Origin of the sequence: Paenibacillus sp. BR2-3 (assembly GCF_046529485.1) — a bacterium.
GTDB lineage: Bacteria > Bacillota > Bacilli > Paenibacillales > Paenibacillaceae > Paenibacillus_AQ.
Window position 1 is genome coordinate 821,132 of the sequence record NZ_CP126311.1, and the last position, 24,908, is coordinate 846,039.

Sequence of the window (24,908 nt, forward strand, 5' to 3'; positions counted from 1 at the left end):
CAAAAATGAAGCGATTGATTGAATCCGTTATGCAGCGGGCAACCATTATTTTAGTCTGTGTCGTATTTATATTAGCGTGGGGAGCCTTCTCGGCTTTCCAGATGCAAAGAGATTATCTGCCGGGTATTAACAACACCACTTTAATGGTGTCATTACGTGCATCGTCTTATCAAGCCGATCAAATCAGACGCGATATCACTACGCCCCTGGAGGAAGTGATCCGCAAGACGGACGGGTTAACCAATCTGGAGACGACCTCGTACGATGGCGGGCTTCTGATGAATCTTTATTACCCGATGGATTACAATATGGAAAAAGCAGAGAACACCATCAGACAGGCGTTGAACGATGCGGATTTGCCGGATGGGGTCAACAAGCCTGCGGTAACCAGACTGACCTCGAGTACATTTCCGATTCTGAGCTACAGTTTAACCGCCAAGGGCAGCCAGGTGGATGACTTGACCCTACAATCCTCTTTACAAACGGACATTGTAAAACAATTGAAATCCGTTCCCGGCGTGGCGGATGTCCAGACTGTAGGCGGAGCTAATAAAGGCTATGTTGTTACTCTTCGTATGAAGGATCTGGTGGCGAACGGGATGACGTTGGATGATTTTAATAAATCCATCACGGCGGATGTCCCCAGCTTGCAGGGGAACATTGCAAATGTCAAAGCCTCTTTTCCCATCAGAGTAGAAGGCTGGGACCTTACCATGCAACAACTGAACCATTTTGCCATCAAGAATAAGGATGGTGACAGCGTACCTTTATCGGCCGTTGCATCGGTTTCCGAGTCGCTCACGGATGTGAAAACCGTCTCGCGAACCAATGGTAAGGCAAGCGTGATTATTAGCGTCATCAAGACGCCTACCGCTACTATTACCGATGTAGCTCAGCATGTAAAAGAACGTGTCTCCGGCATATCCGCTGTAAAAAACGGCGATGCGGCGATGACCTTGCTGACAGACCGTGCGCAAGATTTGAACGGCTCCCTGAAAGGCCTTGTTCGCGAAGGTTTATTGGGCTGCCTGTTCTCCATGCTGTGCGTGCTGTTCTTTTTCCGGAATGTGCGATCTACACTCTTGATTGCCGTATCGCTTCCCATTTCACTGCTCGCAACCATCGCTATTCTCAAATGGATGGGCGTTACGCTTAACATATTGACCGTTTCCGGTCTGATCGTGGCCATGGGGCGTATTGTTGACGACGCGATCGTTATCTTGGATAACATGTACCGCAGGGTCCAAGAAAACAAGGGTAAGCCTGTCTTGCACGTGCTTGCATCTGCGGTGGTCGAGATGCTGCCGGCGATATTTGCTTCTACCGCCACAACCGTTGCCGTCTATGTTCCGATTGCTTTGGTCGGGGGCATCATCGGCGCGTCCTATGCCGGATTTGCGTGGTCGGTTGTAATCGCCCTTGTTGTATCTTTCCTCGTCGCGATGCTGGTGATTCCGGCCTTTGCCTTTATCGGGTGGAGGGAACCTAAAGCCAATGCGGTAACGCTTGAACCGTTGATGAAGCCTCTTCTTCAGTGGTCACTTGCGCACAAAAAAACAGTGATCAGCGTCTCGTTCATCCTGTTCGTTGCTGCCGTACTGTTCGCCTCCCGTCTTCCGTTCAGCCTGCTGCCCGGCACGGCAAGCGGTCAGGTGGCTATAAAGGTGGAATTGCCGAAAGGGACTCCACTATCGGAAGTGGATAAAGAAGTGAAAAATGTAGAAGACGTTCTGCATAACAACGCGAAAATCGCTTCCTATTCGGCTACCTTCGGTTCTTCATTTACACCGCAGGCAGACGATGTGTTCGACCAGGGCGGCGGTTACATTCAGCAGCCGAACGTTGCGAACCTTTCCATCCAATTGAAAAACACGAAGGAGGTTAATTCGACCATCACGGCCTTGCAGTCGGAGTTATCGCATCTTTCCAACCGTGCCGACATTACGGTTACCAATCAGAACCTCGCAGGCGATGATTCAACGATTAAAATCATGCTTACGGGCGCTGATGAGAAAACTCTGGAGCAAGCAGCGCAACTGGTTCGTACGAAGCTGTCCGTTATTCAGGGCCTAAGCGTGGCAGGAAAAGCGGATTTGACCAATGGCATCCCCAAGTACGCCATAGTTATTGACAAAGAAAAAGTACGGCAGGCCGGTGTCAATGAGGATGACATTAATAAGCTGTTGAAGCGTTATCTCACCAAAGGAAAAGACTTTGATATTTCAACGTCTACAGGGACAGGGATCATCCCGGTTGACGTATATATCGACCCTGTGGCAACAAACGCAGTAAATAATAAATCTTTGCCAGTCTATACACCGGAGCAAGTGCTGGCCTCGCTTGCAGCGGAGTCATTCCAGGGTAGTAATGGACAATCCTATCGTCTGGATCAATTGGCATCCATTCATAAAAGTGATGCAATTTCTTCTATTCAAGAGCGGGACGGCCAGCCCTTCTCTGTCGTAACCGCGCAAATTATCGGTAGTGACGTGAGCAAGGTTTCGAACGACGTAGATCAGGCATTGCAGGACATGGGGCTTCCAAACGGAGTGACCTATTCGCTGGGCGGCATCACTCAACAAGTCACACAGATGATTATCGAAATGACGATAGCGGTAGTTATATCCATACTGCTTGTCTTGCTCATCACCAGCTTTGTTTTCAGAGGGTGGAAAGCGCCCTTTGCCGTATTAATCAGCATTCCCCTGGCCTTATCCGGCGTAGTTCTCGCCTTGTACATGGTTCATGGACAATGGAATCTTGCCGCTCTTATTGGAGTATTGATGCTTACGGGCATCGTGGTCACTAACGGAATTGTCTTAATTGATAAAATCGAACGTAACCGGAAAGAAGGATTAAGCCTGAGGGGAGCGGTGGTACATGGAAGCCTGTCCCGGGTTCGCCCGATATTTATGACTGCCGGAACAACGGTTCTCACCTTGATTCCGCTTACGTTATCCCATAGCGCGGACACGGTCATTTCACAAGTGCTTGGTATCGTGGTTATTGGCGGTATGGTTACATCCACACTCAACAGCTTTGTGGTCATTCCGATCATTTACGAATGGATGCAGGGAAAAGCGGTCCGGAATGGATTATAACGAACATTTGCGATCAAACTAAGGGAGGAGGAGTGTTTTCATTGGGCACATTAACAACTTGGCTAGAACACTATGGATATGGACTGATTTTTATCTCCCTGTTCCTTGAAATGCTCGCATTGCCCCTTCCTGGTGAAATGATGATGAGTTATACAGGTCTATTTGTTTTTCAAGGGAAATTGAATTGGATGCTTAGTATCCTAACAGCGAGTGCCGGTGTCACAGCCGGCATAACCCTTTCCTATTGGATCGGTTACCGGCTGGGTCAACCGTTCGTCACCAAGTATGGTCATCGTATTCATTTGGGTGAAGAACAGCTGACACGGATGAATGTGTGGTTTGAGAAATATGGAGACAAGCTGTTATTCGTGGCCTACCACTTTAACTCACTTGGCAAAGTCCGGTTTTTGGTACTGGCCTCCTTTATGATCTTTGTGTTCTTCGTTTCCTTGATGCTGGGACTCATTCAGGATTTTCTGGCTCAGGAGTTCAATCATTTCGACGAGGTTGTCTCTTACGTGGTTCTCTCGGGATTTGGCCCCGAATGGCAGGCACCCATGGCTGTCTTCGCCAAGTTAGGCTCCATATATTTATATGGGCCTCTTATTATTATAACTGTCTTGTGGATCGTTTTTTTGGCCCGCGAGAGACTGCTGGAGCTTACATTCCTATTCTGGGTTGTAATCGGAGGCGATCTTCTGGACGAAGGACTCCGGTACCTTTTTCATCGCCCCGGGCCGGTTGCAGCCGGGTTCCGTATGCGGCTTTTCAGCCTTTTTGCTGCTTCGTCATTACAGCGGGAGACTTGTGAGAATGGCGGTTATTGTAACTGTTATTCTTTTGTGCCTCCTTGTAGGCCTAAGCCGGATTTATTTTGAAGTGCAATTTCCAAGTGATGTAGTGGCAGGCTATGTATTCGGCGGGGTTTGGATCAGCCTGAATGTTATTCTGCTTGAGATTCTAAGGAAGCTGAATGTTGGGATTTCAGCTTAATACAGGGGGACTCCATTTTGTCAGTCTTTTACAACTTTCCTTTAAACGCTGCGCTATTGTCGATTGTTTTGGCCCAGCTCATCAAAGTCCCCATCTATTTGATTACCAAACAGACATGGAATCTAAAACTTGGATTCAGTACCGGGGGTATGCCCAGTTCCCACTCGGCAGCAGTATGCTCCCTCGCCGCGGCGATCGGCATTGAGGAAGGATTATCGTCCGCCTCTTTCGCCATTGCTGTCATCGTTAGTGCCATTACCATGTATGACGCGGCAGGCATCCGAAGACATGCGGGCATTCACGCGTCCTTAATTAATCAACTCATGAGCGCATTTCCCGGTACTAAAGGGACTCCCCCAAAAAAAGCTCTAAAAGAATTGCTTGGCCATCGGCCAATCGAGGTTGTTGTCGGCGCATTATTTGGCATTCTGGTTAGCATCGTACTCAATTACGTGATTTACTAACACAACTAAGCTATGGCATGATAGTGGAAAAGCCGCCGTTTCGGTAGGAGTTGAACACGAGCAGTGAACGAGGAGCTTTATCATATCATTCATGAGGCCAAGCGCGGCAACCAGGAAGCATTTGCTGAGCTTGTCAGCCGTTATAAAGGTCATGTATACCGTTATGCCGTGGGGATGCTGAACGATCGAATGGACGCGGAAGATGTCGCTCAAGAGGCATTCGTTAAGGCGTTTTATTCCTTATCCAGTCTGAACAATGAATATGCATTCACATCGTGGTTGATTCGAATTGTATCCAACCTGTGCAAGGATCGTTTGAAAAAAAGAATAAAAGAACAAGGGTGCAGAGAGGAACCAAATGAGAGAGCGGCGGATCAAAGCTTGTCCGACCCGCTCGAGAAATTGTCCATTGAGGAATGTTTGAGCAAGCTTTCCATTGATCATCGGGAGGTCCTGCTGCTGCATGACGTTCAAGGGTATCGCTATGAGGAGATCGCAGAAATGGTTGATGTACCCCTTGGGACTGTAAAGTCACGGTTGTTCGCTGCACGAATGGCGTTGCGCAAAGAGTTAATAAAGGAGGACCAGGGATGAACTACCATCCAGAGGATCAATTATCGGCTTATATGGATGATGAATTAAATGAAGACGAAAGACAACAGGTCGAAGCCCATCTTGAGAAATGCGAGTCCTGCCAGGTCCTTCTGGAAGAACTATTATCCATACAAAGCGACGTTCTGCACACGTTCACTCTGATTCAAGAGCCCGCCGATTTCGAAATGCGGGTTCTCGGGTCCATCGCAACAAAAGAAACACCAGCAGTCGCAGGAAAGGGCTGGTTGTTCATTCCTGCAACGGCGTTCTTAGCACTAGTCGTATTCTGGGTTTTGGCAGGCACTGTGTTCGTAAATATGATGCATGGATTCTTGAAAATAATGATAGCCATGATTTATATGACTTCGCATTTCATTTCCAGCGTGCCCGTTCTGTCCGGACTGACGGTTGTGCTCTCATTAATTATTCTTACGACCTCCGTTTACTCGCTTAGACGGCTGCTCCAGACGACAACCAGTTGAAGGGGATGGAAACCTTGAGAAAGATTTTTTATACATTCATTTGTTTTGCGCTCCTCATGCTTCTCATCCCGGGTATGGCATCAGCAAGGAGTATTTTTGAGCATCAGAATACGATTGTACCCGCAGGGCAGACCGTCAATGATGTCTATGTCATCGGAGGGGATGCTGAGATACGGGGTAAAGTGACCGGTGTGCTTGTCGTCGTAAATGGAGATCTCCATCTTGGCAGTACAGCAGATATAAATAGCGTAGTTGTAGTGATCGGGGGACTGGTAAAGCAGGATCCAGGAGCCGTACTCGGTGACGATGTATACAATATTTCTTTGGACAGCGCGACACAAAACAGTCTGATGATTGGAGGCGGTCTCGCACTGGGCTTATGGGTGCTGCAGCTTGCCGGCAGTTTGCTTATGGTACTCATACCCGTTCTAATCATGCTTTTGGGGAAACAAAAAACAGCCGGCTTCACGGACCGCTACCAGCTGAATTTAGGACGATTGCTCTACATCGGGTTCTTTAGCAGTTTAATTATCGCGGCGATAAGCACACTGCTTCTCGTCACGGTTATTGGCATTCCTATCTTAATTCTTATACTACTCGCTGTGATAGTATCACTGGCGATGGGAATGACCGTAATCAGCTGCCGCATCGGAGAAATGTTTCATGAACCGGCACAAAGATCCGACTGGATGAAAGTGCTGCTCGGAGCAGCCATCATAACGGCATTTTTGAATATCCCTATTGTAGGCTGGATTGTCTTATTACTCATCTTGCTGATCTCTCTAGGCATTTGCACACAGTGGATTACCAGTAAGCGCAAGAAAAAATCTAAGACATCCATTAAGGAGTAAGCACGGTATGGAAGTGAATCCGCAAACAGTAACACAGGGTAGTAAGCAGAAAGGGAAGGCCGCTGCACTTATGGAGGTGTTGAGTGTATCCACGAAGCTCGGGTTGACCTCATTCGGGGGCCCGATTGCACACCTCGGTTATTTTCATAATGAGTACATTCGCCGTCGAAAATGGATGGATGAGCGGAGTTACGCCGACCTGGTTGCACTCTGCCAGTTTCTTCCCGGTCCGGCCAGCAGTCAGGTTGGGATTGGAGTGGGTATCGTAAGGGCGGGGGTGCTCGGCGGTATTGTCGCATGGTTAGGCTTTACGCTTCCCTCTGTCATTGCTTTAGTGGCTTTTGCCTTCCTGCTTAAGGGCTTCGACATTGGAAATTCGGGGTGGATACATGGACTGAAAATCGTTGCAGTAGCGATCGTAGCTCAGGCTATTCTGGGAATGGGGCAAAAGCTTGCACCGGATCGTGATCGAGTCACCCTAGCGGTGATTGCTGCAGCTGTTACCTTGTCTTGGCAAACCGCTTATAGTCAGGTCCTGATTATTGTTGCAGCAGGAGTTGCCGGGTTATGGTTGTACCGCAGGAAAGCTGTGGAGGATACTCCCGGCTTGGACATTAAGATAAGCCGTTCTTTTGCCATAGCTTGTCTTATTTTATTTTTCGGGCTTCTTCTGGTGTTTCCGATGCTTAGACAGTGGGGAGAAGCCGAAGGGCTGGCGATGTTCGACAGCTTTTACCGTTCAGGCTCCTTGGTGTTCGGCGGTGGCCACGTTGTGCTTCCGTTGCTGGAGCGGGAAGTAGTTCCCACAGGTTGGATAAGTCATGAGGATTTTCTGGCAGGGTACGGCGCTGCTCAAGCAGTTCCAGGGCCTTTGTTTACCTTTGCAGGATATCTTGGAGCAATGATCGGTGGCATATCTGGAGCAGTTGTGGCGGTCATTGCCATCTTTCTGCCGGCATTTCTGCTCGTTGCCGGTGCGCTCCCGTTTTGGAACGGTCTAAGGAATAATCCGAAAATTCAGGGAGCATTGGCAGGCATCAATGCAGCCGTTGTTGGAATTTTGCTGGCGGCTCTATATGATCCCCTTTGGACCACCGCCATTTTGGAGCCAATGGATTTTGCCCTGGCGGCCAGTCTGTTTGTTATGCTTGTGTTCTGGAAGCTGCCCCCTTGGGTGATTGTTCTGGCAGGAGCTGCGGGTGGCATGCTGCTTGGGTTAGTGTAAAACAGGCAAGTCCGGTATAGTATTAAACAGAATACATAGAGAAGAAGAGGAGAGACATCATGGCTTTGGAAATTGAACGCAAGTTTCTGCTGCCGGAGTATCCGGAGCAGCTTATAAATAAAGGGGAGCTGGAGATACTTACCCGGCAGAGCATGGATCAGACCTATCTGGCGATCGATGGTGCCCAGGAGCTGAGAGTGCGTAAAATTACGGATCTCGACTCGGGAGAAGTAACATTCACGCATACTTTCAAGGATGGCAAAGGCATCAGCCGCGAGGAGGTTGAATATTTCATCTCGGAGGGCTTATATCATCAGATGATTGAGGCGGTTAACGCGGTGCCGCTGATCAAAGAGCGCATAACGGGTGTGTGGAACGGCACAACAGTGGAGATCGATGTATATACCCAGCTGGAGCTGTCTGTACTGGAGGTTGAATTCGACTCACTGGAGGAAGCGGAGAGCTTCAGTCCCCCTGAATGGTTCGGAAAGGATGTCAGCACAGAGCGGCAGTACAGCAACAAGACTGTCTGGAAAGAGCTCCAGAATAAGGCCTCCCGCTAAGATATAGCCAGGTTCACAGCTTATAACGGACTTTAACGCATAAACGTGTTAATATATAGGATAAATAAAGAGGGGTTTTAGGAGGATGAGCATGAAGTATATAAGCACAAGGGGTAATGTGGAAGCAAAAGGCTTTATCGATACGGTCTTAATGGGATTGGCCGATGACGGCGGGTTGATGATTCCCTCGGAGATTCCGGTGATTTCGCCAGCTGAACTTGAAGCATGGAGAAGCCTCACCTACCAGGAGCTTTTCCTGAAAATATTCTCCTATTACACGAATGACGAGATTCCATACGGGGATTTGAAGGAAATGGTGTACACCAGCTATGCCAATTTCCGTGCGCCGGAAGTAACGCCTGTGCGGCAAATCAACGATTCCTTATACGTTCTGGAGCTTTTCCATGGACCTACCTTTGCTTTTAAGGACGTGGCGCTGCAATTCATGGGTGAGTTGTATTCCTACATTTCCAAGAAGCAGAACAAGATCATTCATATTCTCGGTGCAACCTCGGGAGATACCGGAGCAGCTGCCATTCAAGGGGTTCGCGGCAAGGAAGGCATCAAGATCTGCATCCTTCATCCGCATGGCAAAGTGAGCAAGGTGCAGGAGCTGCAAATGACAACGGTTGATGACAGCAATGTGCTGAATCTGTCCGTTAAGGGCAACTTTGACGATTGCCAAAAGGTGATCAAGGAGCTGTTCGCGGATCTGGACTTCAAGAGCAAGTATCACCTGAGAGCCATTAACTCCATCAACTTTGTGCGTATTTTGGCTCAGACGGTTTATTACTTCTATGCCTACCTGCAAATCGAGGCCAATGCAGACAAGAAGATCAATATCAGCGTGCCTTCAGGTAACTTCGGCAATATTTTCTCCGGATATCTGGCGAAAAAGATGGGCTTACCGGTGAACAAGCTGATCATTGCCACGAATGAAAATAATATTCTGGAGCGCTTCGTGAACACCGGCGAATACAAGCCAGGCAGCTTTACGAGCACCTATAGCCCCTCGATGGATATTCAGGTGGCCAGCAACTTTGAACGGTACCTATATTACCTGATAGGGGAAGACACGGAGAAGCTCTCCGCCTATATGGCCGCACTGCAGAGTGAGGGCAAGATTACAATTGAGGGCGAAGCGCTTGAGCAGGTACAGTCTGATTTTGCTGCGCTCGGTGTGAAGAATGACCAGTGCCTCAGTACAATCGGCAAGTACCAGTCCGAGTACGGATACCTGCTTGATCCGCATACGGCCTGCGGGATTGCGGCTTACGAATCCTTTAACGGCCCGGATGAAGTGGGAATCACCTTTGCGACTGCACATCCGGCCAAGTTTGATGAGGCGATTGCCCTGATCGACATTAAGCAGGAGTTTCCGGCGGAGATTGAAGCCCTGTTCAAGATGCCTCAGCATCAGACCGTGGTGGAGCATAGCAAGGATGAGATTGTGAGACAGCTGCAAGCTTTTTATGAGTAAATTAGCGCGTGGGTGAGTCTTAACATTAGTTTCGTTTGGCTGTAATCCAATATGACTGTAAGGGGATGTCTCCAAAGCCACGGCTTCTGAGATATCCTCTTTATTTTTATATTGTCCCTGGCTTACATCCTTTGTTATCAAATTTTGTCGTAAATTTGTCGTAAAAAGTAGACATTACTACCCCGGGAGTGAGAAAATAGCATTTAGAGTCTAAGAACCAAAAAAGGACGGGATCACATCATGACAATTCGATTCGGTGTCGTTGGAACCAACTGGATTACAGACCGCTTTGTTCAGGCCGGCCTGGAGAGTGAGGAGTTTATCCTGACTGCGGTGTACTCCCGTATGGAAGAGAAGGGGAAATCCTTTGCCGCTAAATATGCCGGAGCCGCCATTTATACAGATTTGGAAGAGATGGTTTCGAGCAGCGAAGTGGACGCGGTTTATATAGCCAGCCCTAACTCCATGCATGCGGAGCAGGCCATTGTCTGTCTGAATCATGGCAAGCATGTGCTGTGTGAGAAGCCGATCGCTTCCAACAGCGCTGAACTGCAAAGAATGATTGAAGCTGCGCGTAATAACGATGTACTGCTGATGGAAGCTATGAAGTCTACGTTTATGCCAAACTTCAGGCTTGTGAAGGACAACCTGTACAAAATCGGGCGGGTCCGTCGCTATTTTGCAAGCTATTGTCAATATTCATCCCGCTATGATGCATTTCGGCAGGGGACCGTGCTGAACGCGTTCAATCCGGCCTATTCCAACGGTTCATTAATGGATCTGGGCATCTATTGTCTGTATCCGATGGTGGCGCTTTTCGGCAAGCCGGAATCCGTGCAGGCAACCGGTGTTTTGTTATCTTCCGGAGTAGACGGGGAGGGCAGTATGGTGATGCGTTATGCAGATATGGACGCGGTCGTGATGCATTCCAAGATCGCAGATTCCTATCTTTCCGCCGAGATACAGGGTGAGAACGGTACAATGGTTATCGACAAAATCAATCAGCCCTACGAGGTGAAAATCCGCTACCGTGACGGAACGGTTGAAGAGCTGACCCAGCCCCAGGTTTATGAGGCCATGTATTACGAAATCGAGGAATTCATCACGCTGCTTAAGAACGGTGAACGGGAGAGCGGCATGAACAGTCATGCCAATTCACTGGCAGTGGCTGAAGTGATGGAGGAAGCCAGGGCACAAATCGGGCTCCGCTATGCCTCCGATCTATAAGGAATGGGGAGCAGAACTTGAAGACTTTTAAAAAGGTATACATCGAGATTACAAGCGTCTGCAACCTGGCCTGCAGCTTTTGTCCGCAAACCGCCCGGCAGAAGAATTTCATGAAGCTGGATACGTTCAACACCATACTCGATGAAATTAAGCCGCACAGCAATCATATTTATCTTCATGTCAAAGGTGAGCCGCTGCTGCATCCCAAGATCGGGGAGCTGCTGGATGCGGCCCATGCCAAAGGGTTCAAGGTCAACATAACGACCAACGGAACACTGATCCATAAAGCGGGGCCCAAAATTCTCGGCAAGCCGGCACTGCGGCAGATGAACTTCTCGCTGCACAGCTTCGACGGGCATGAAGGCTCCGAGAACCGCGAGGGGTATCTGGCGGAGATTATTTCTTTTGTAAAAGAAGCTGCTGCGCAGGGTGTCATTATCTCCTTCCGGCTGTGGAATCTCACCGAGGACAATCGCACGAATCTGGAGAAGAAGCGCAACCGGGAGACCTTGGCGGTGCTGGAGGAAGCTTTTGACCTGGATTTCAACATTGATGAAAAGGTGGTGCCGGGCAGCGGAGTCAAAATCGCACCGCGCATTTACCTCAATCAGGACCATGAGTTCAGGTGGCCGAGTCTTACGGAGCCGGAGGATGACGGCAAAGGCTTCTGTCATGCGCTGCGCAGCCAGGCGGCGGTGCTGGTCGACGGCACGGTTGTTCCGTGCTGTCTGGATGGCGAAGGGGTCATTAACCTCGGCAACATCCATGAGACCTCCTTCTCCGAGATCGTTGAGGGCGAACGCGCAAACAATCTGTTCTACGGCTTCTCCCGCCGAGAGGCCGTGGAGGAATTATGCCGCAAATGCGGGTACCGGCAGCGGTTCGGAACTTAGCCCGCCGTTAATAAGTGCCGAGCCTTCGAACCAGCCTTACCATTATTAGCTCTAAGGATGCAGCTGCCCGGGACCAGCGGCCTGCCCCAACCCCTTTCTGAACTCGGAGGGGGAGCACTTCATTGCTTTGCGAAATACCTTAATGAAATAACTTGCGTTGTCAAATCCGACCTCGAGTGCGATGTCGGATATTTTGCGTTCGCTTTGCTGCAGTAAATCCGCTGCCTGACGAATCCGGTAGGAGTTGATGTAATCCACCGGCGTCTTACGGGTCATCGCTTTGAAAAAGCGGCAGAACTGCCCTTCGCTCATCGGAACAAGCTCGGACAAATCACGGGTGCGAATCGGCTCCCGATAATTGTCCTGGATGTAGAGAATGATCTTTTTGAGGCGGTTGATCTTGGTGGTGTCAGCGCCATCCGACTGGCTATGGTTTACCGAGCGGCCCTCTGCGGCGATTAGCGAGAGCATGATGAGCAAGGAACCTTTTATAAAGACTTCGAATCCGGACATTTTATTAGCGTATACCTCCATCATGCGTTCCAGGTGGATGAGCAGCTCCTTTTGCCAGGGTATGCCGGGTCTGATGTGACGGGGGAAGCTCTGGCGCTTCTCCTGAAGCGGCAAAATCGAGGTCTGCTGAATCGTATCGTACTGGGCGCTGGCCAACAGATCAGGGTGAAAGACAAGTGCGCAGAATTTGCAGGGGGAATCGTTCGATACATAGGCGGCGTGAATATCACCGGACTCAATAAAGACAGCTTCCCCGGCCTTCAGCGGAAAATAATCAGTATCCACCTGAAACAAAATCTCCCCCTCAAGCAGCATGAAAAACTCCGCTTCCTCATGCCAGTGCGTATCCAGCACAGGTGTCCCGGCCGGGAGCTCAATCCAGTAGGCGGCCAGGGGAAACATGACATCACCATGTACACGGTCTTCTTTTAGCAAACGCTGGGAAGTACGGTCCATAATGCTCCTCCTTGTGCAAATAACATCAAAATAGTGTTATAAGTAAGCTATATTATATAAGTTTTGTATTATTATTATCGGTATAATGCAACTATAAACACCAAATGGAAGGGTGGCAAGCCACAAATGAAATTTACAGACGGTAACTGGTTGATTCGCGAGGGGTTGACCCTGGATACGGCAGTACAGGCTTATGATGTAGAGAAAACGGCCGAAGGTCTAACAGCATATGCATCAACGGCTCCCATTGCGGGACGCGCCAACATGATTAATACAACACTTTTGACGATAAAATTCCATTCTCCGCTGCCCGGCGTAGTGGGCGTGAAGCTGATTCACCATGATGGTGTGAAGGAACGCGGTCCGGTCTTTGAACTGACAGAAGGCACCGGAGATCATGTGGAGATTGAACAAAACGAGCAGGAGACGGTGCTCATCAGCGGTGGTCTTCGTGTTGTCATCCGTACAGGCGAACATTGGGCAGTAAATTTCTACCGCGGTGATGAGCGCATTACCGGCAGCGGTTACAAATCCATGGCGCACGTTACCGATAGAGACGGCAATACGTTCATGCGCGAAGAGCTGGATCTCGGCGTAGGTGAGTGGGTGTACGGACTCGGTGAGCGTTTTACACCTTTTATCAAGAATGGACAGGTTGTAGATATCTGGAATCAGGATGGCGGCACCAGCTCCGAGCAGGCCTATAAAAATATCCCTTTCTATGTAACGAGCAAAGGCTACGGCGTATTTGTGAACCATCCAGAGCTGGTTTCATACGAAATCGCTTCGGAAAAAGTGAAGAAGGCTCAGTTCAGCGTAGCTGGGGAGAGCTTGCACTATTTTGTAATCGATGGACCTACAGTTAAGGATGTGATCAGCAAATATACTTCTTTGACAGGCAAACCGGCGCTTCCGCCTGCGTGGACCTTCGGCCTGTGGCTCACAACCTCATTTACTACGAATTACAATGAAGAAACGGTTAATTCCTTCGTAGACGGTATGGCTGAACGTGACTTGCCGCTGCATGTGTTCCACTTCGACTGCTTCTGGATGCGTGAATTTGAGTGGACCAATTTCAAATGGGATGAGCGGGTGTTCCCTGATCCGGAAGGTATGCTAAAACGCCTGAAAGACAAAGGCCTGAAGATTTGCGTGTGGATCAATCCATATATCGGGCAGCGTTCCGGTCTGTTCGAAGAAGGCAAGAAGAACGGCTATCTGGTGAAAAAAGCAAACGGCGACGTTTGGCAATGGAACCTGTGGCAGCCGGGTATGGCGCTCGTTGACTTCACCAATCCTGAGGCTTGTGAATGGTTCGCGGGTTATCTGCGGGATTTGGTGGACATGGGCGTGGACAGCTTCAAGACGGACTTTGGCGAACGGATTCCGACCGATGTAGTGTATTTCGACGGTTCCGATCCGAACAAAATGCACAATTATTATACTCAGCTCTATAACCAGGTTGTCTTTAATGTACTGGAAGAGAAGCTGGGCAAAAATGAAGCGGCCGTATTCGCCCGTTCTGCAACCGCCGGCGGACAAAAGTTCCCGGTACACTGGGGCGGAGACTGCTACGCCGATTATGAGTCCATGGCAGAAAGTCTTCGCGGCGGCCTGTCGCTCGGCTTGTCCGGCTTCGGCTTCTGGAGCCATGACATCGGCGGGTTCGAGAACACCGCACCTGTGCATGTATTCAAACGCTGGTTAGCGTTTGGCCTGCTGTCCAGCCACAGCCGCCTGCACGGCAGCAGCTCCTATCGTGTGCCTTGGGCTTATGATGACGAAGCAGTCAATGTGACCCGTTTCTTCACCAAGCTGAAATGCAGCCTCATGCCTTACCTGTATGATGTGGCCGGGCAGGCAACTGAGCATGGCTGGGCTTCCATGCGCGCAATGATTATGGAATTCCCGGAAGATCCGGCTTGCGAAACGTTGGACCGCCAGTATATGCTGGGAGACTCCCTGCTGGTAGCCCCGATCTTCCAGGCGAACGGCGAGGTGAAGTACTACCTGCCGGAAGGAAGATGGACACATCTGCTGAGCGGAGAAACCGTGCAAGGCGGCACATGGCGCAAAGAGAAGCATGACTTCTTCAGTCTGCCGCTCTTCGTCCGCCCGAACAGCCTGGTAGCACTCGGCAGTGTGGACAACCGTCCGGATTATGATTTTGCGGAAAGCGCGAAATTTGACTTGTATTCGCTGGAAGACGGCAAGGCTGCCACTGCTACCGTGCGTGATCTGAAAGGCGCTCCTGAGCTGACCGTGAAGGCTGAGCGCAAGGGCAGCACATTGTCCGTTGTTGCTGAAGGCAGCGGGAAGGAATTCACGTTATCGCTGAAGGATCTGGGAGCTATCGCGTCGGTTCAAGGCGTGGAGCAAATCGACGACACTACAGTGAAGGTAAGTGCAGGCAGCAAATCTGTATCGTTCACACTTACGCTGAAATAAGTGTTGTCTTGAAAGCGTTTTTATGTTAGTTTTAATTCATAAAAACGTTTTTATGTGAAAGGCGAATTACTATGGGAAAGATAACCATTAAAGATGTGGCCAGAGAGGCAGGCGTCTCCATTTCTACGGTTTCCAACGCGTTAAATGATGTAGATGTATTGAATCCCGAGACAAAATCACATGTGCTTAAGGTTGCGCAACGTTTAAATTATGTCCCCAACCTGAACGGCAAGCTTTTAAAGTCGGGAACCACCAAAATGCTGGGTTTTTTCACCACAAGCGTATCCGGTCCCTATTTCTATAAGCTGGTTGAATCCATGGCTCGTGAGTGTGACCGCCTGGGTTACGGACTGAATGTGTTTGTCACCAAGGATAAGCAAGTCATTATGAGCAATATTCTCGGACGGCGTGTGGATGGTGTGATTATATACGAAGAACTGAGAATAGATGAATATGATATCCAAGCGATGGAGAAAGATAAAATCAAGGCTGTTTTTCTGGATCGGGTCATTCAGAAAGATACCATAGGAAGCGTAATTTTTGATTCCTATATCGCAGGCTACGAGGCTACAAAATACTTGATCAGTCTGGGACATAAAAAAATTGCCTATATATCCGGCGTGGATACGATGTTTGACAGTGTCCAACGTAAAGAAGGGTATCTGGCCGCATTGCGAGAGTATCAGCTTCCGATAAATGAAGAATATATTTTGCAAGGTTATTTTGAGGAAGAAGGCTCCTATAATGCTGTGAAAGGCTTGTTGCACCTGCATCCCGACAAAATGCCTGATGCTTTTTTAGCCGGGAATGACCTCAGTGCGATTGGATGTATCCAGGCTTTGAAAACGCATGGCTATGAAGTTCCTTTGGATATTAGCGTGATGGGCTTTGATGATATTGATATCGCCCAGTATTTTTCACCGCCGTTAACGACCGTGAGAAATCAGATCGCCAGACAAGGGATTCTTGCTATAGATCACCTGGTCCGCATGATCCAAAAGAAAGAGCAAGGCAATATACAGAAGTTGGCGGGCGAACTTGTAGTACGAGGTTCAAGTCACGTGAATATCGATAGGGAATAGTCACATATAGATAGAGGTAACGATTCATCCCAAAAAATAAAAACGTTTTTATTCGAGATTGAGGGGAGAGTAGAACGTGAGTAAATTAGCCGTAGTGCAGTCGACCTCTACCGGGAAAAGACCTATGGGGCAAAGAGTCAAAGAATTCGTGGTTGATTATAAGAGACAATGGGAGATTCAATCCATGGTTTTACCGGGAATTATTTTTATGATTATCTTTTGTTTCGTTCCCATCTATGGATTGTCCATTGCTTTTAAGAATTACACTGTAATTGATACCCTGGATTCCGCTCCATGGGTGGGTCTGGACAATTTTAAAATTATTTTATCCGACAAATATTTTTGGGACGCTGTAGTGAATACCTTGGGAATCAGCTTTTTGAAATTGGCGATCGGGTTTGTAATCCCCATTATATTGGCGATTATGATTTACGAATTGAGCATGGGACGCTTCAAGAAGTTTGTTCAGACCATCTCTTATCTGCCGCACTTTTTGTCCTGGATCGTTCTGGGCGGTATGTTAATTACCTGGTTCTCGACAACAGGGTTGTTTAACCAGATTCTGCTCGATCTTGGAATCATTTCACAGCCAAAAAATATTTTGCTCGATGCCGGAAAATATTGGTGGATTGCAACGTTGTCTGATATTTGGAAAGAGGCCGGTTGGGGAACGATTTTATATTTGGCCATTATGTCAAAGATTGATCCCACGTTTTACGAGGCGGCCAAAATAGACGGTGCAAGCCGGATTAGACAAATTTGGAATATTACACTTCCTAACATGAAGTCGATTATCAGCTTAAACCTGATTCTGACTGTAAGCGGTTTATTGGGTTCGAATCTGGATCAAACCCTGGTCTTGATGAACTCTCAAAACCGGGCCAGAGCTGAAGTCATTAACTCCTATGTGTACCGTATGGGGATGACGCAAGGTGACTTTTCTTATGCGACCGCCGTTGGTTTGGGTGTCTCCATTGTTTCTGTCATTCTGCTGGTCACCGCCAATAAAGTAACCAGTAAATTAAATGATAACCAATCAGTCCTATAGAAGGAGGCCTTGCTGTGAATCGAAAGGCGGTTAAAGAAGATCTCGACAGCCGAATCTTTGATACCTTAAATATCATTTTGCTTGTTATTGTTACCGTAGTTATTCTTGTCCCGTTATGGAACGTCATCATTTCTTCCTTCAGTTCGGGCCGGGCGCTGGCGGAAGGCGGATTTATATTCTGGTCCAAAGAGTTTTCCCTGGAAAATTACCGTGCTGTGTTTCAGGACGACAGTATCTGGCAGTCCTTTTTTATCTCGGTATCCAAAACCACAATTGGAGTCATAACCCATGTATTCTTCTGCGCCATGGTCGGTTACGGACTCAGCAAAAGATACATACGCGGCCGCAAGTTATATGTTGCGATGGGGGTCATCACCATGTTTTTCTCGGGTGGAATGATTCCGACTTATTTATTGATCAAATCACTCGGTTTGTTAAACAGCTTTTGGGTTTATATCATTCCGGCTCTGTTCAGCTATTACGATGTTGTCATTCTAATGAATTTCTTCAGAAATGTGCCGGATTCGCTTGATGAGTCAGCCAAAATAGACGGCGCCGGCGATTGGCTCATTTTCCTGAAGATATTCATACCTCTTTCCATGCCCGCTATGGCTACAATCGCCTTGTTTAACGGGGTTGGACAGTGGAATGACTTTATGACAACCAAATTATATATCACCGATCAAGCCCTCTACCCGCTGCAAATGAAACTGTATGAAATTATTGTTCAATCGCAGACGCAATCCATGCAGAATATCGGGGGCTCGGCAGTGATCGAAACAACAACAAAAGGGGTTCAACTAGCAACAATTGTCATTACAACCTTGCCGATTGTTGTGATGTATCCAATACTTCAAAGATACTTTATCTCGGGCATGATGCTGGGGGCGGTGAAGGAGTAAAGGTTGCTTTTGGAGATGAAAAAGAGGGGCAAGTCCTGGATTTGGATTTGTTAGAAAGCGTTTTAATTCAAAGGAGGGTATTAAAGTGAACAATGCTTCCGAAAAAAAAAGGCTTAAACTTTGCGCTGCTCTGCTGGCTGCAGTACTGATGGTTACCGGTTGTGGATCAAGTGGTGGTTCAAACAGCTCCAAAACAGAAGACTTAATCTCTATTGAAGGACGTTACACTCCGGACCCGGAAACCCCGGCCTGGACGCTCGATAAAAAGGAAGAAGCTACAGATCTCACTTGGTACGTGAATGCGGATTGGTGGAACACCGATTTCGGCAAGGACATCGTGACAAAGAAAATCAAAGAGGACTTAAATATTAATATTAAATTCATTACCGGGGACGACACGAAATTAAATACCTTTTTTGCCGGTGGCGAAATGCCGGATTTATTGACCATATTCGATTCGAACTCTCCGGTGGTGCAAAAAGCCGCGACTTGGGCGCTGCCATTAAATGATCTTGCTGAAAAGTACGATCCATATTTCAATAAAGTTGCAGCTAAAGATACCATGAACTGGTTCCAGTTGAGTGACGGCAAGACGTATGGCTATCCCAACTATTCCAATACTCAAGCGGATTATGACAGCGGTAACATTCCGGCTAAAACGGCATTTGTCATCCGCAAGGATGTTTACGAAGCTTTGGGCAAACCCAGTGTGGGAACCCCTGAAGAATTCAAGAGCGTAATGGGACAAATCAAGAGCCAATTTCCTGAGATGATCCCGTTTGGCTTTAACTCCATAGGTGAAGGCAGCGGCTCTTTGGGCGATGTTCTGCAGGACTTTATCGGGGTGCCGCTGGAAGATGAGAATGGCGGGTTCTACAACCGTAATCTGAATGAGGATTATCTGACCTGGTTGAAAACGTTAAATGCGGTTTACAGAAACGGCGATATCAGTGACGACAGCTTTGCCGATGACGGTACGGCATTTGAGGAAAAAGTGAAATCAGGCAAATATGCCACCATTTTTCTCGACGGAACGCCTCAACAAGGGGGCAATCTCCAAATCTTCATGAGCGGAAATCCCGGCAAGGAATATATCGCCATTGACGGGCCTGAAAGCACGGTCGGCAATCAACCGACATTGAATCAGTCCGGCATTACCGGCTGGATGATCAGTTACATTACCAAAAAATGCAAGGACCCTGCCAAAGCTATTCAAGTCTTTACTTATCTGTTAAGTGAAGAAGGACAAATGCTGATGAATTACGGCATTGAAGGTGAAACTTACAAGTTAAATGATAACGGCAAGGTTGAATTGCTGCCAGATGTGAAAGATCTTCAATTAAATAATGCGGATAAATTTAAAAAGGATTACCGGATGGGCGAATTTATGTTCTTCGGACACGACCGTCACAAAGCTTTGAGCGATGACGCATTTCCAGAATCCATTAAACAAATGCAGGAATGGGGAAAAGGGAAATTGAAACCGCACTTTATTCTGGAGAATATTAATCCTAACCAAGGCACTCCGGAAGCACGGGCTTTAACCGCGATCAATACCAACTGGAATACCTCCCTGGTAAGTATGATCCGGGCAAAGAGCGACGCAGAATTTGACAGCACCCTGGCCGCTTACAAATCATTTTTGGATGATAACAGCTGGGATAAGATCGTGGAAGTCCGCAGTGAAAAGATGAAAGCGAACAAAGAGAAATTGGGTATCAAATAAGCAATTACTTGGGTGAAAGGGGCCCTCTTTTGGGGAGCCCCTTTGGTCCCTCTGATCCAAAAGTCGCAAATGAACGTGCAAACTAAATATAGATACTTTGGAGGAAACCAACATGCCAGAGCTGATCATTTACCAGTCCAAGGGAGAAGGGGAGTTGTTTGTACAACATTCCCCGCAAGACATGACACCAGTTGCTTCAGGTGAAACGATTGTTACTGTGAGCATTGATGATAATCAAACCTACCAGGAGATGGATGGCTTTGGGGCATCCTTTACGGATTCGTCCGCTTATTTGATTAACCAAGTCCTTGTTGATGAGCAAAGAACCGAATTAATGAGCAAGCTGTTTGATCCGCAAGATGGAATTGGTTTATCTGTATTAAGAAATCCAATGGGAGCATCGGATTATGCCAGAGATATTTACAGCTATAATGATTTGCCTGAACAGGAAACCGATCCGGAATTAACCCGCTTTTCGATTTCACATGATGAAGAGGATATTATCCCTTTATTGCAAAGGGCTTTGGAATTGAATCCTGAAATCAAGCTGATGGCTTCGCCCTGGAGTGCACCCGGTTGGATGAAGACCGGCGGGTCAATGATTGCCGGAGAACTGAAAAAAGAATATTACCAGGCTTATGCCGATTATTTTGTTCGATACATTAAGTCCTATGCAAACAGCGGGCTGCCTACTTATGCCGTAACATCGCAAAATGAACCTCTTTATGAGCCGCACCACTATCCAAGCATGTTGATGCTGCCTGAGGCGCAGACCGATTTTATAAAAAATTACCTGAAGCCCAGTTTTGTTAAGCATAATATCCATACCAAAATTCTTTGCTACGATCACAACTGGGACCGACCCGACTATCCGCTAACGGTGCTGGAGCAGGCAAATGAGTGCGTAGACGGCGTAGCATGGCACTGGTATGGCGGGAATCCGTCAGCCCAAACGGAGGTTTTTCAAGCCTTTGCCGGTAAAGAAGTGCATTTCACAGAAGGCTCGGGCGGAGAGTGGATTCCTCCTTTTGAACAGGCCTTTTCCAATGTGATTCGAACAGGGATTGAAATTCTTAAGAATCACAGTAAATCCTTTGTTCTATGGAATATGGCGCTTGATGAAAATAACGGTCCTACGGTGCCGGGCTTTGGCCGGAGCACTTGCCGCGGAATTGTGCAGATCAATCAACAGACCCGGGAACTTACGTATACCCTGGACTATTATGCGCTGGCTCATTTCAGCAAATGTATACGCCCAAAAGCTTTGCGTATTGCGTCGTCCTCGGGCAAAGATTCCATTTATTCGGTTGCTTTTAAAAATAAGGATCATTCGATTGCGGCCGTTTTGTTCAATGATGGTGAAAAGGCCGAGGATGTAGCTGTGAAATTGCAGAATGAAGATATTTTAGAATTCCGGCTAGAGGCTAAAAGTGTCGTAACCTTTATGATAAACAACCAAAAATGAGTGAATTTGCACCTTAACGCAAAGACGGCTCTTAATTACGAAAATAAAGCTTATTATTAGTTTATTACCACACCTGCCCCACACTGTGTTCTAAAAGTGTGGGGTTTTATTGTGTTGAACTATCTTGAGGCATTTAAGCCGGATATTGACGGAACGAAGAGAAATTTTGGAACTGTAGAAGCGTTAGCGTTCGCCTTTATGGATGGATTCCAACCGCTTCAGCGGTTTAATGAAAGGAATCCATCCATAACAGCGATCGAAAGTCCAAACATTTCTCGCAGTGACGCACAATTTCCGTACATGTCTATGCCTCTGTAGTTCATCCAATTGAGGCACCGCACCTTTAGTGCAGCCTCCTAAATTGCTCCGGCGTAGTCCCCGACTGCTTGCGGAACGTGGCCACGAAATGGCTGACGTCGCGGAAGCCGACCTGCTGCGAGATTTTTTTTACCGTGGTTGCCGGCTGGCTTACGAGGAGTTCTTTCGATTTGCGCACACGCATACGGACAAAATAGGCATAGGGGGACAGTCCGAAGGTCTGCATAAACAAGCTGTTGAGATGACGCCCGGAAACCCCAAGCTGGGCGGATAAATCGGATAATCCGATACCAGAGTCACCGTAATTCAGATCCATCCATTTCAGCAAAGGCTGAAGTTTATCGATATTGCGGGAGATCGCCGTATTGTTATGAAGCTGGCCGTACTTGCTGAGGGTAAGCAGGAAACGGTAAGCATCCGTGGAGGCTTGCAGCCCGAACATATCCTGATGATTATCCTGCCAGTCGAGCATATTATTCAGCATGTTTGAAAGCGGTGCTTCACTTTCCCATCGATAGAAGGAGGATGACTGTATCCCAACTGACTCCAGAATATGACCAGCAGAGCAGCCGCCAAAGGTCAAGTAATAGGTGCGCCAATCTCCGGAGAGGGCCTCATAGCGGTGGGGAATGTGGGGAAGAAGAAGTACACCGCTGCCTTCTGCAAGCGTTAGCGATTTATTTTCGAAAAAAATAGTCCCTTCACCGTATGCGGTTTGAATCCAGTGGTACATGGGGTAACCGTCCGGGCGGGATATTTTTTCCTGTTCAGGATTGTACCCCACACTGTCCAAAGTAATAGGCAGATTCTGTCCGCCCTCGTGGGTAAACACAATTCTCCGATGTTCTGCCTTCAACATACGACCCTCTCCTAAGAGTTCCATATTATTATATCCTTTATCTTGAATATTATATTTAAAGCGTGAGACGGCAGGATTACAATATACATATAATTATACTATAAAGGATGTGCAAATCGTGATCAACGATAAATTGCCGAAGATTTGGTATGGTGGAGATTATAATCCCGAGCAGTGGGATGCTCTGGTATGGGCTGAAGATGAACGTATGTTCAAGCTGGCAGGAATCGATGTGGCTACCATTAATGTTTTCTCTTGGGCGCTCATTCAGCCTTCCGAGGACACTTATGACTTCTCTTCATTGGATGAATTAATAGATAGATTATATAAAAATGGCACCTATGTTTGCCTCGCAACCGGAACAGGCGCGCACCCGGCCTGGATGGCGCATCGTTACCCTGAAGTGACCCGGGTCGATGTGCAGGGCAGAAAACGCAAATTCGGCGGACGCCACAACTCCAATCCGAACAGCCCGGTTTACCGCAAATATGCAGCACTGCTGGCCGGCAAGCTGGCCGAGCGCTATAAGGATCATCCGGGTCTGGTGGCATGGCATATTTCCAATGAATATAGCGGCTATGACTACTCCGAACTGTCTGCTGCTGCATTCCGCGTATGGCTGCAGGATCGGTACGGTACGCTGGATGCCCTGAACAAAGCATGGAATACACGTTTCTGGGGTCATACCTTCTATGATTGGGAAGAAATCGTTGTGCCTAACGAGCTGAGCGAAGAATGGAACGGCAACCGCACCAACTTCCAGGGGATCTCGCTGGATTATCGCAGATTTATGTCGCACAGTCTGCTGGAATGCTACAAGCTCGAATATGACGCCATCAAGGAGCACAGCACGGGCGTTCCGGTTACGACGAATTTGATGGGCTTTTACCCGGAGCTGGATTATTTTGAATGGGCCAAGTACATGGATGTGATCTCCTGGGATAATTACCCTGCATTGGATACACCGGTCAGCCATACAGCCATGACCCATGACCTGATGCGTGGACTCAAGAACGGCCAGCCTTTCATGCTTATGGAGCAAACACCAAGCCAGCAAAACTGGCAGCCGTACAACTCGCTGAAGCGTCCGGGTGTGATGCGTCTGTGGAGCTATCAGGCTGTGGCGCGTGGCGCGGATACGGTGCTGTTCTTCCAGCTCCGCCGCTCCATTGGGGCCTGTGAGAAGTACCATGGTGCTGTTATTGAGCATGTGGGTCATGAGCATACACGCGTATTCCGTGAGTGTGCAGAGCTTGGCAAAGAGCTGGAGCAGCTGGGGGATCAATTGCTGGATGCCCGCGGTGCAGCGCAGATCGGGATTATTTTTGACTGGGAGAACCGCTGGGCGCTCGATCTGTCAAGCGGACCGTCGGTGGCGCTGGATTATGTAAATGAAGTGCACAAATATTATGATGCGCTGTACCAGCAAAATATCGAAGCCGACATGATTGGTGTGGAAGAGAACCTCTCTAAATACAAGGTGGTTATCGCACCCGTATTATATATGCTTAAGCCGGGTTTTGCGCAAAAGGTAGAAGCCTTCGTCCGTGCAGGCGGTACGTTTATCACCACGTACTTCAGCGGTATAGTCAATGAGAATGATATTGTAACGGTAGGCGGTTATCCGGGAGAGCTGCGGAACGTGCTCGGGATTTGGGCGGAAGAGATTGACGCGCTGCTGCCGGGAATGAGCAACCAGATCGTAATGAACAAGGAGTGGGGCAGCCTGGGCGGTTCTTACACATGTGATCTGCTCTGCGATCTAATTCATTCCGAAGGCGCAGAGGTTCTTGCCGAGTACGGTTCCGACTTCTATAAAGGCATGCCTGCACTTACGGTCAACAGCTTTGGTGAGGGTAAGGCTTATTATGTAGCCACCAGTCCGGAGGATCGGTTCCTGCAAGACTTCCTGGCAAATGTGTGCACCGAGAACAACATTAAGCCGCTCGTAAAAGCGCCAGCAGGCATCGAATCCGTTCAGCGTGTAAAGGATGGAGTATCCTACCTGTTCCTGCTGAACCATACCGAATCAGAACTCACCGCTGAGATAGGTTCTGCTATGCGGACCGATCTGCTGACGGGCAAGACGGTAAGCGGTTCAGCCGTTGTTCCGGGCCGTGGCGTGCTGATTCTAAAAGGCGAAAAGTAATCGAAGCCGGACAATTGGAAAGGCGTCTACATTCTAATGAGCCTCTGCGGAAGCAACTCCGCAAGGGGC

The 24,908-nt window shown here is 48.2% G+C and carries 21 protein-coding genes; 19 read left to right on the top strand and 2 right to left on the bottom strand.

Annotation, left to right across the window (positions count from 1 at the left end; all coding sequences use genetic code 11):
- Positions 1–5 precede the first annotated feature (5 nt).
- The 12 genes from PaeBR_RS03940 to PaeBR_RS03995 all read left to right on the top strand — a co-directional run bounded on the left by PaeBR_RS03940 (position 6) and on the right by PaeBR_RS03995 (position 11,873).
- Entirely contained in the window at positions 6–3,101 is a 3,096-nt protein-coding gene (locus tag PaeBR_RS03940) for an efflux RND transporter permease subunit (protein ID WP_410513586.1), read from the top strand.
- A 41-nt stretch (positions 3,102–3,142) separates the two neighbouring features.
- Positions 3,143–3,979 carry a hypothetical protein gene (locus PaeBR_RS03945; RefSeq protein ID WP_410513587.1) on the top strand — a complete coding sequence of 279 codons (837 nt, stop codon included), beginning with the start codon at positions 3,143–3,145 and terminating at the stop codon, positions 3,977–3,979.
- Complete coding sequence (locus PaeBR_RS03950) at positions 3,915–4,094, top strand: phosphatase PAP2 family protein (protein ID WP_410513588.1); 180 nt, start codon at positions 3,915–3,917, stop codon at positions 4,092–4,094. Before PaeBR_RS03945 ends, PaeBR_RS03950 begins: the two co-directional genes overlap by 65 nt.
- 17 nt (positions 4,095–4,111) lie before the next feature.
- Complete coding sequence (locus tag PaeBR_RS03955; protein ID WP_410513589.1) at positions 4,112–4,558, top strand: divergent PAP2 family protein; 447 nt, start codon at positions 4,112–4,114, stop codon at positions 4,556–4,558.
- Between the two features lie 63 nt (positions 4,559–4,621).
- Positions 4,622–5,152, top strand: coding sequence for an RNA polymerase sigma factor (locus tag PaeBR_RS03960; protein WP_410513590.1), 531 nt, complete (start codon positions 4,622–4,624; stop codon positions 5,150–5,152).
- Positions 5,149–5,634, top strand: coding sequence for an anti-sigma factor family protein (locus tag PaeBR_RS03965; protein WP_410513591.1), 486 nt, complete (start codon positions 5,149–5,151; stop codon positions 5,632–5,634). Before PaeBR_RS03960 ends, PaeBR_RS03965 begins: the two co-directional genes overlap by 4 nt.
- Before the next feature lie 14 nt (positions 5,635–5,648).
- Positions 5,649–6,485: a hypothetical protein gene (locus PaeBR_RS03970; RefSeq protein ID WP_410513592.1), complete on the top strand. Its 837-nt coding sequence runs from the start codon at positions 5,649–5,651 to the stop codon at positions 6,483–6,485.
- Positions 6,486–6,492: 7 nt separating this feature from the next.
- Positions 6,493–7,710, top strand: a complete 1,218-nt coding sequence (locus tag PaeBR_RS03975) for a chromate transporter (protein ID WP_410513593.1) — start codon at positions 6,493–6,495, stop codon at positions 7,708–7,710.
- Positions 7,711–7,769: 59 nt separating this feature from the next.
- The gene (locus PaeBR_RS03980) at positions 7,770–8,273 is read left to right on the top strand and encodes a CYTH domain-containing protein (RefSeq protein ID WP_410513594.1); all 504 of its coding nucleotides are present in this window, start codon (positions 7,770–7,772) and stop codon (positions 8,271–8,273) included.
- 91 nt (positions 8,274–8,364) lie between these two features.
- Positions 8,365–9,753 carry a threonine synthase gene (gene thrC, locus PaeBR_RS03985; protein WP_410513595.1) on the top strand — a complete coding sequence of 463 codons (1,389 nt, stop codon included), beginning with the start codon at positions 8,365–8,367 and terminating at the stop codon, positions 9,751–9,753.
- A gap of 240 nt (positions 9,754–9,993) precedes the next feature.
- A complete protein-coding gene (locus PaeBR_RS03990; protein ID WP_410513596.1) occupies positions 9,994–10,980 on the top strand; it encodes a Gfo/Idh/MocA family protein in 987 nt (328 codons plus the stop codon).
- Between the two features lie 17 nt (positions 10,981–10,997).
- Positions 10,998–11,873, top strand: coding sequence for a radical SAM/SPASM domain-containing protein (locus PaeBR_RS03995; protein WP_410513597.1), 876 nt, complete (start codon positions 10,998–11,000; stop codon positions 11,871–11,873).
- 51 nt (positions 11,874–11,924) lie between these two features.
- Here the strand turns inward: PaeBR_RS03995 and PaeBR_RS04000 are convergent, their stop codons facing one another.
- The gene (locus PaeBR_RS04000; protein ID WP_410513598.1) at positions 11,925–12,842 is read right to left on the bottom strand and encodes a helix-turn-helix domain-containing protein; all 918 of its coding nucleotides are present in this window, start codon (positions 12,840–12,842) and stop codon (positions 11,925–11,927) included.
- A 126-nt stretch (positions 12,843–12,968) separates the two neighbouring features.
- Between PaeBR_RS04000 and yicI the strand changes: the two genes are divergently transcribed.
- The 6 genes from yicI to PaeBR_RS04030 all read left to right on the top strand — a co-directional run bounded on the left by yicI (position 12,969) and on the right by PaeBR_RS04030 (position 21,513).
- Complete coding sequence (yicI, locus tag PaeBR_RS04005) at positions 12,969–15,290, top strand: alpha-xylosidase (RefSeq protein ID WP_410513599.1); 2,322 nt, start codon at positions 12,969–12,971, stop codon at positions 15,288–15,290.
- 71 nt (positions 15,291–15,361) lie between these two features.
- The gene (locus PaeBR_RS04010; RefSeq protein ID WP_410513600.1) at positions 15,362–16,372 is read left to right on the top strand and encodes a LacI family DNA-binding transcriptional regulator; all 1,011 of its coding nucleotides are present in this window, start codon (positions 15,362–15,364) and stop codon (positions 16,370–16,372) included.
- 76 nt (positions 16,373–16,448) lie between these two features.
- Positions 16,449–17,420: an ABC transporter permease gene (locus tag PaeBR_RS04015; protein ID WP_410513601.1), complete on the top strand. Its 972-nt coding sequence runs from the start codon at positions 16,449–16,451 to the stop codon at positions 17,418–17,420.
- Between the two features lie 14 nt (positions 17,421–17,434).
- Positions 17,435–18,322, top strand: coding sequence for a carbohydrate ABC transporter permease (locus PaeBR_RS04020; protein WP_410513602.1), 888 nt, complete (start codon positions 17,435–17,437; stop codon positions 18,320–18,322).
- A gap of 85 nt (positions 18,323–18,407) precedes the next feature.
- Positions 18,408–20,048, top strand: coding sequence for a sugar ABC transporter substrate-binding protein (locus tag PaeBR_RS04025; RefSeq protein WP_410513603.1), 1,641 nt, complete (start codon positions 18,408–18,410; stop codon positions 20,046–20,048).
- A gap of 112 nt (positions 20,049–20,160) precedes the next feature.
- Positions 20,161–21,513 (top strand): glycoside hydrolase family 30 protein, encoded by a 1,353-nt coding sequence (locus PaeBR_RS04030; protein WP_410513604.1) that lies wholly within the window; start codon positions 20,161–20,163, stop codon positions 21,511–21,513.
- 343 nt (positions 21,514–21,856) lie between these two features.
- Here PaeBR_RS04030 and PaeBR_RS04035 read toward each other — a convergent pair whose 3' ends face one another.
- Positions 21,857–22,690, bottom strand: a complete 834-nt coding sequence (locus tag PaeBR_RS04035) for an AraC family transcriptional regulator (RefSeq protein ID WP_410513605.1) — start codon at positions 22,688–22,690, stop codon at positions 21,857–21,859.
- Between the two features lie 118 nt (positions 22,691–22,808).
- Between PaeBR_RS04035 and PaeBR_RS04040 the strand changes: the two genes are divergently transcribed.
- On the top strand, positions 22,809–24,839 hold the full coding sequence (locus PaeBR_RS04040; RefSeq protein WP_410513606.1) for a beta-galactosidase: 2,031 nt from the start codon (positions 22,809–22,811) through the stop codon (positions 24,837–24,839).
- The last annotated feature ends 69 nt before the right edge of the window (positions 24,840–24,908 follow it).

Coding starts and splice junctions, on each gene's coding strand:
- PaeBR_RS03990 (WP_410513596.1), top strand. CDS start 9,994: ATGACAATTCGATTCGGTGTCGTTGGAACCAACTGGATTACAGACCGC.
- yicI (WP_410513599.1), top strand. CDS start 12,969: ATGAAATTTACAGACGGTAACTGGTTGATTCGCGAGGGGTTGACCCTG.
- PaeBR_RS03940 (WP_410513586.1), top strand. CDS start 6: ATGAAGCGATTGATTGAATCCGTTATGCAGCGGGCAACCATTATTTTA.
- PaeBR_RS03980 (WP_410513594.1), top strand. CDS start 7,770: ATGGCTTTGGAAATTGAACGCAAGTTTCTGCTGCCGGAGTATCCGGAG.
- PaeBR_RS04000 (WP_410513598.1), bottom strand. CDS start 12,842: ATGGACCGTACTTCCCAGCGTTTGCTAAAAGAAGACCGTGTACATGGT.
- PaeBR_RS03975 (WP_410513593.1), top strand. CDS start 6,493: ATGGAAGTGAATCCGCAAACAGTAACACAGGGTAGTAAGCAGAAAGGG.
- PaeBR_RS04030 (WP_410513604.1), top strand. CDS start 20,161: ATGCCAGAGCTGATCATTTACCAGTCCAAGGGAGAAGGGGAGTTGTTT.
- PaeBR_RS04035 (WP_410513605.1), bottom strand. CDS start 22,690: ATGTTGAAGGCAGAACATCGGAGAATTGTGTTTACCCACGAGGGCGGA.
- PaeBR_RS03965 (WP_410513591.1), top strand. CDS start 5,149: ATGAACTACCATCCAGAGGATCAATTATCGGCTTATATGGATGATGAA.
- PaeBR_RS04010 (WP_410513600.1), top strand. CDS start 15,362: ATGGGAAAGATAACCATTAAAGATGTGGCCAGAGAGGCAGGCGTCTCC.
- PaeBR_RS03950 (WP_410513588.1), top strand. CDS start 3,915: ATGGCGGTTATTGTAACTGTTATTCTTTTGTGCCTCCTTGTAGGCCTA.
- thrC (WP_410513595.1), top strand. CDS start 8,365: ATGAAGTATATAAGCACAAGGGGTAATGTGGAAGCAAAAGGCTTTATC.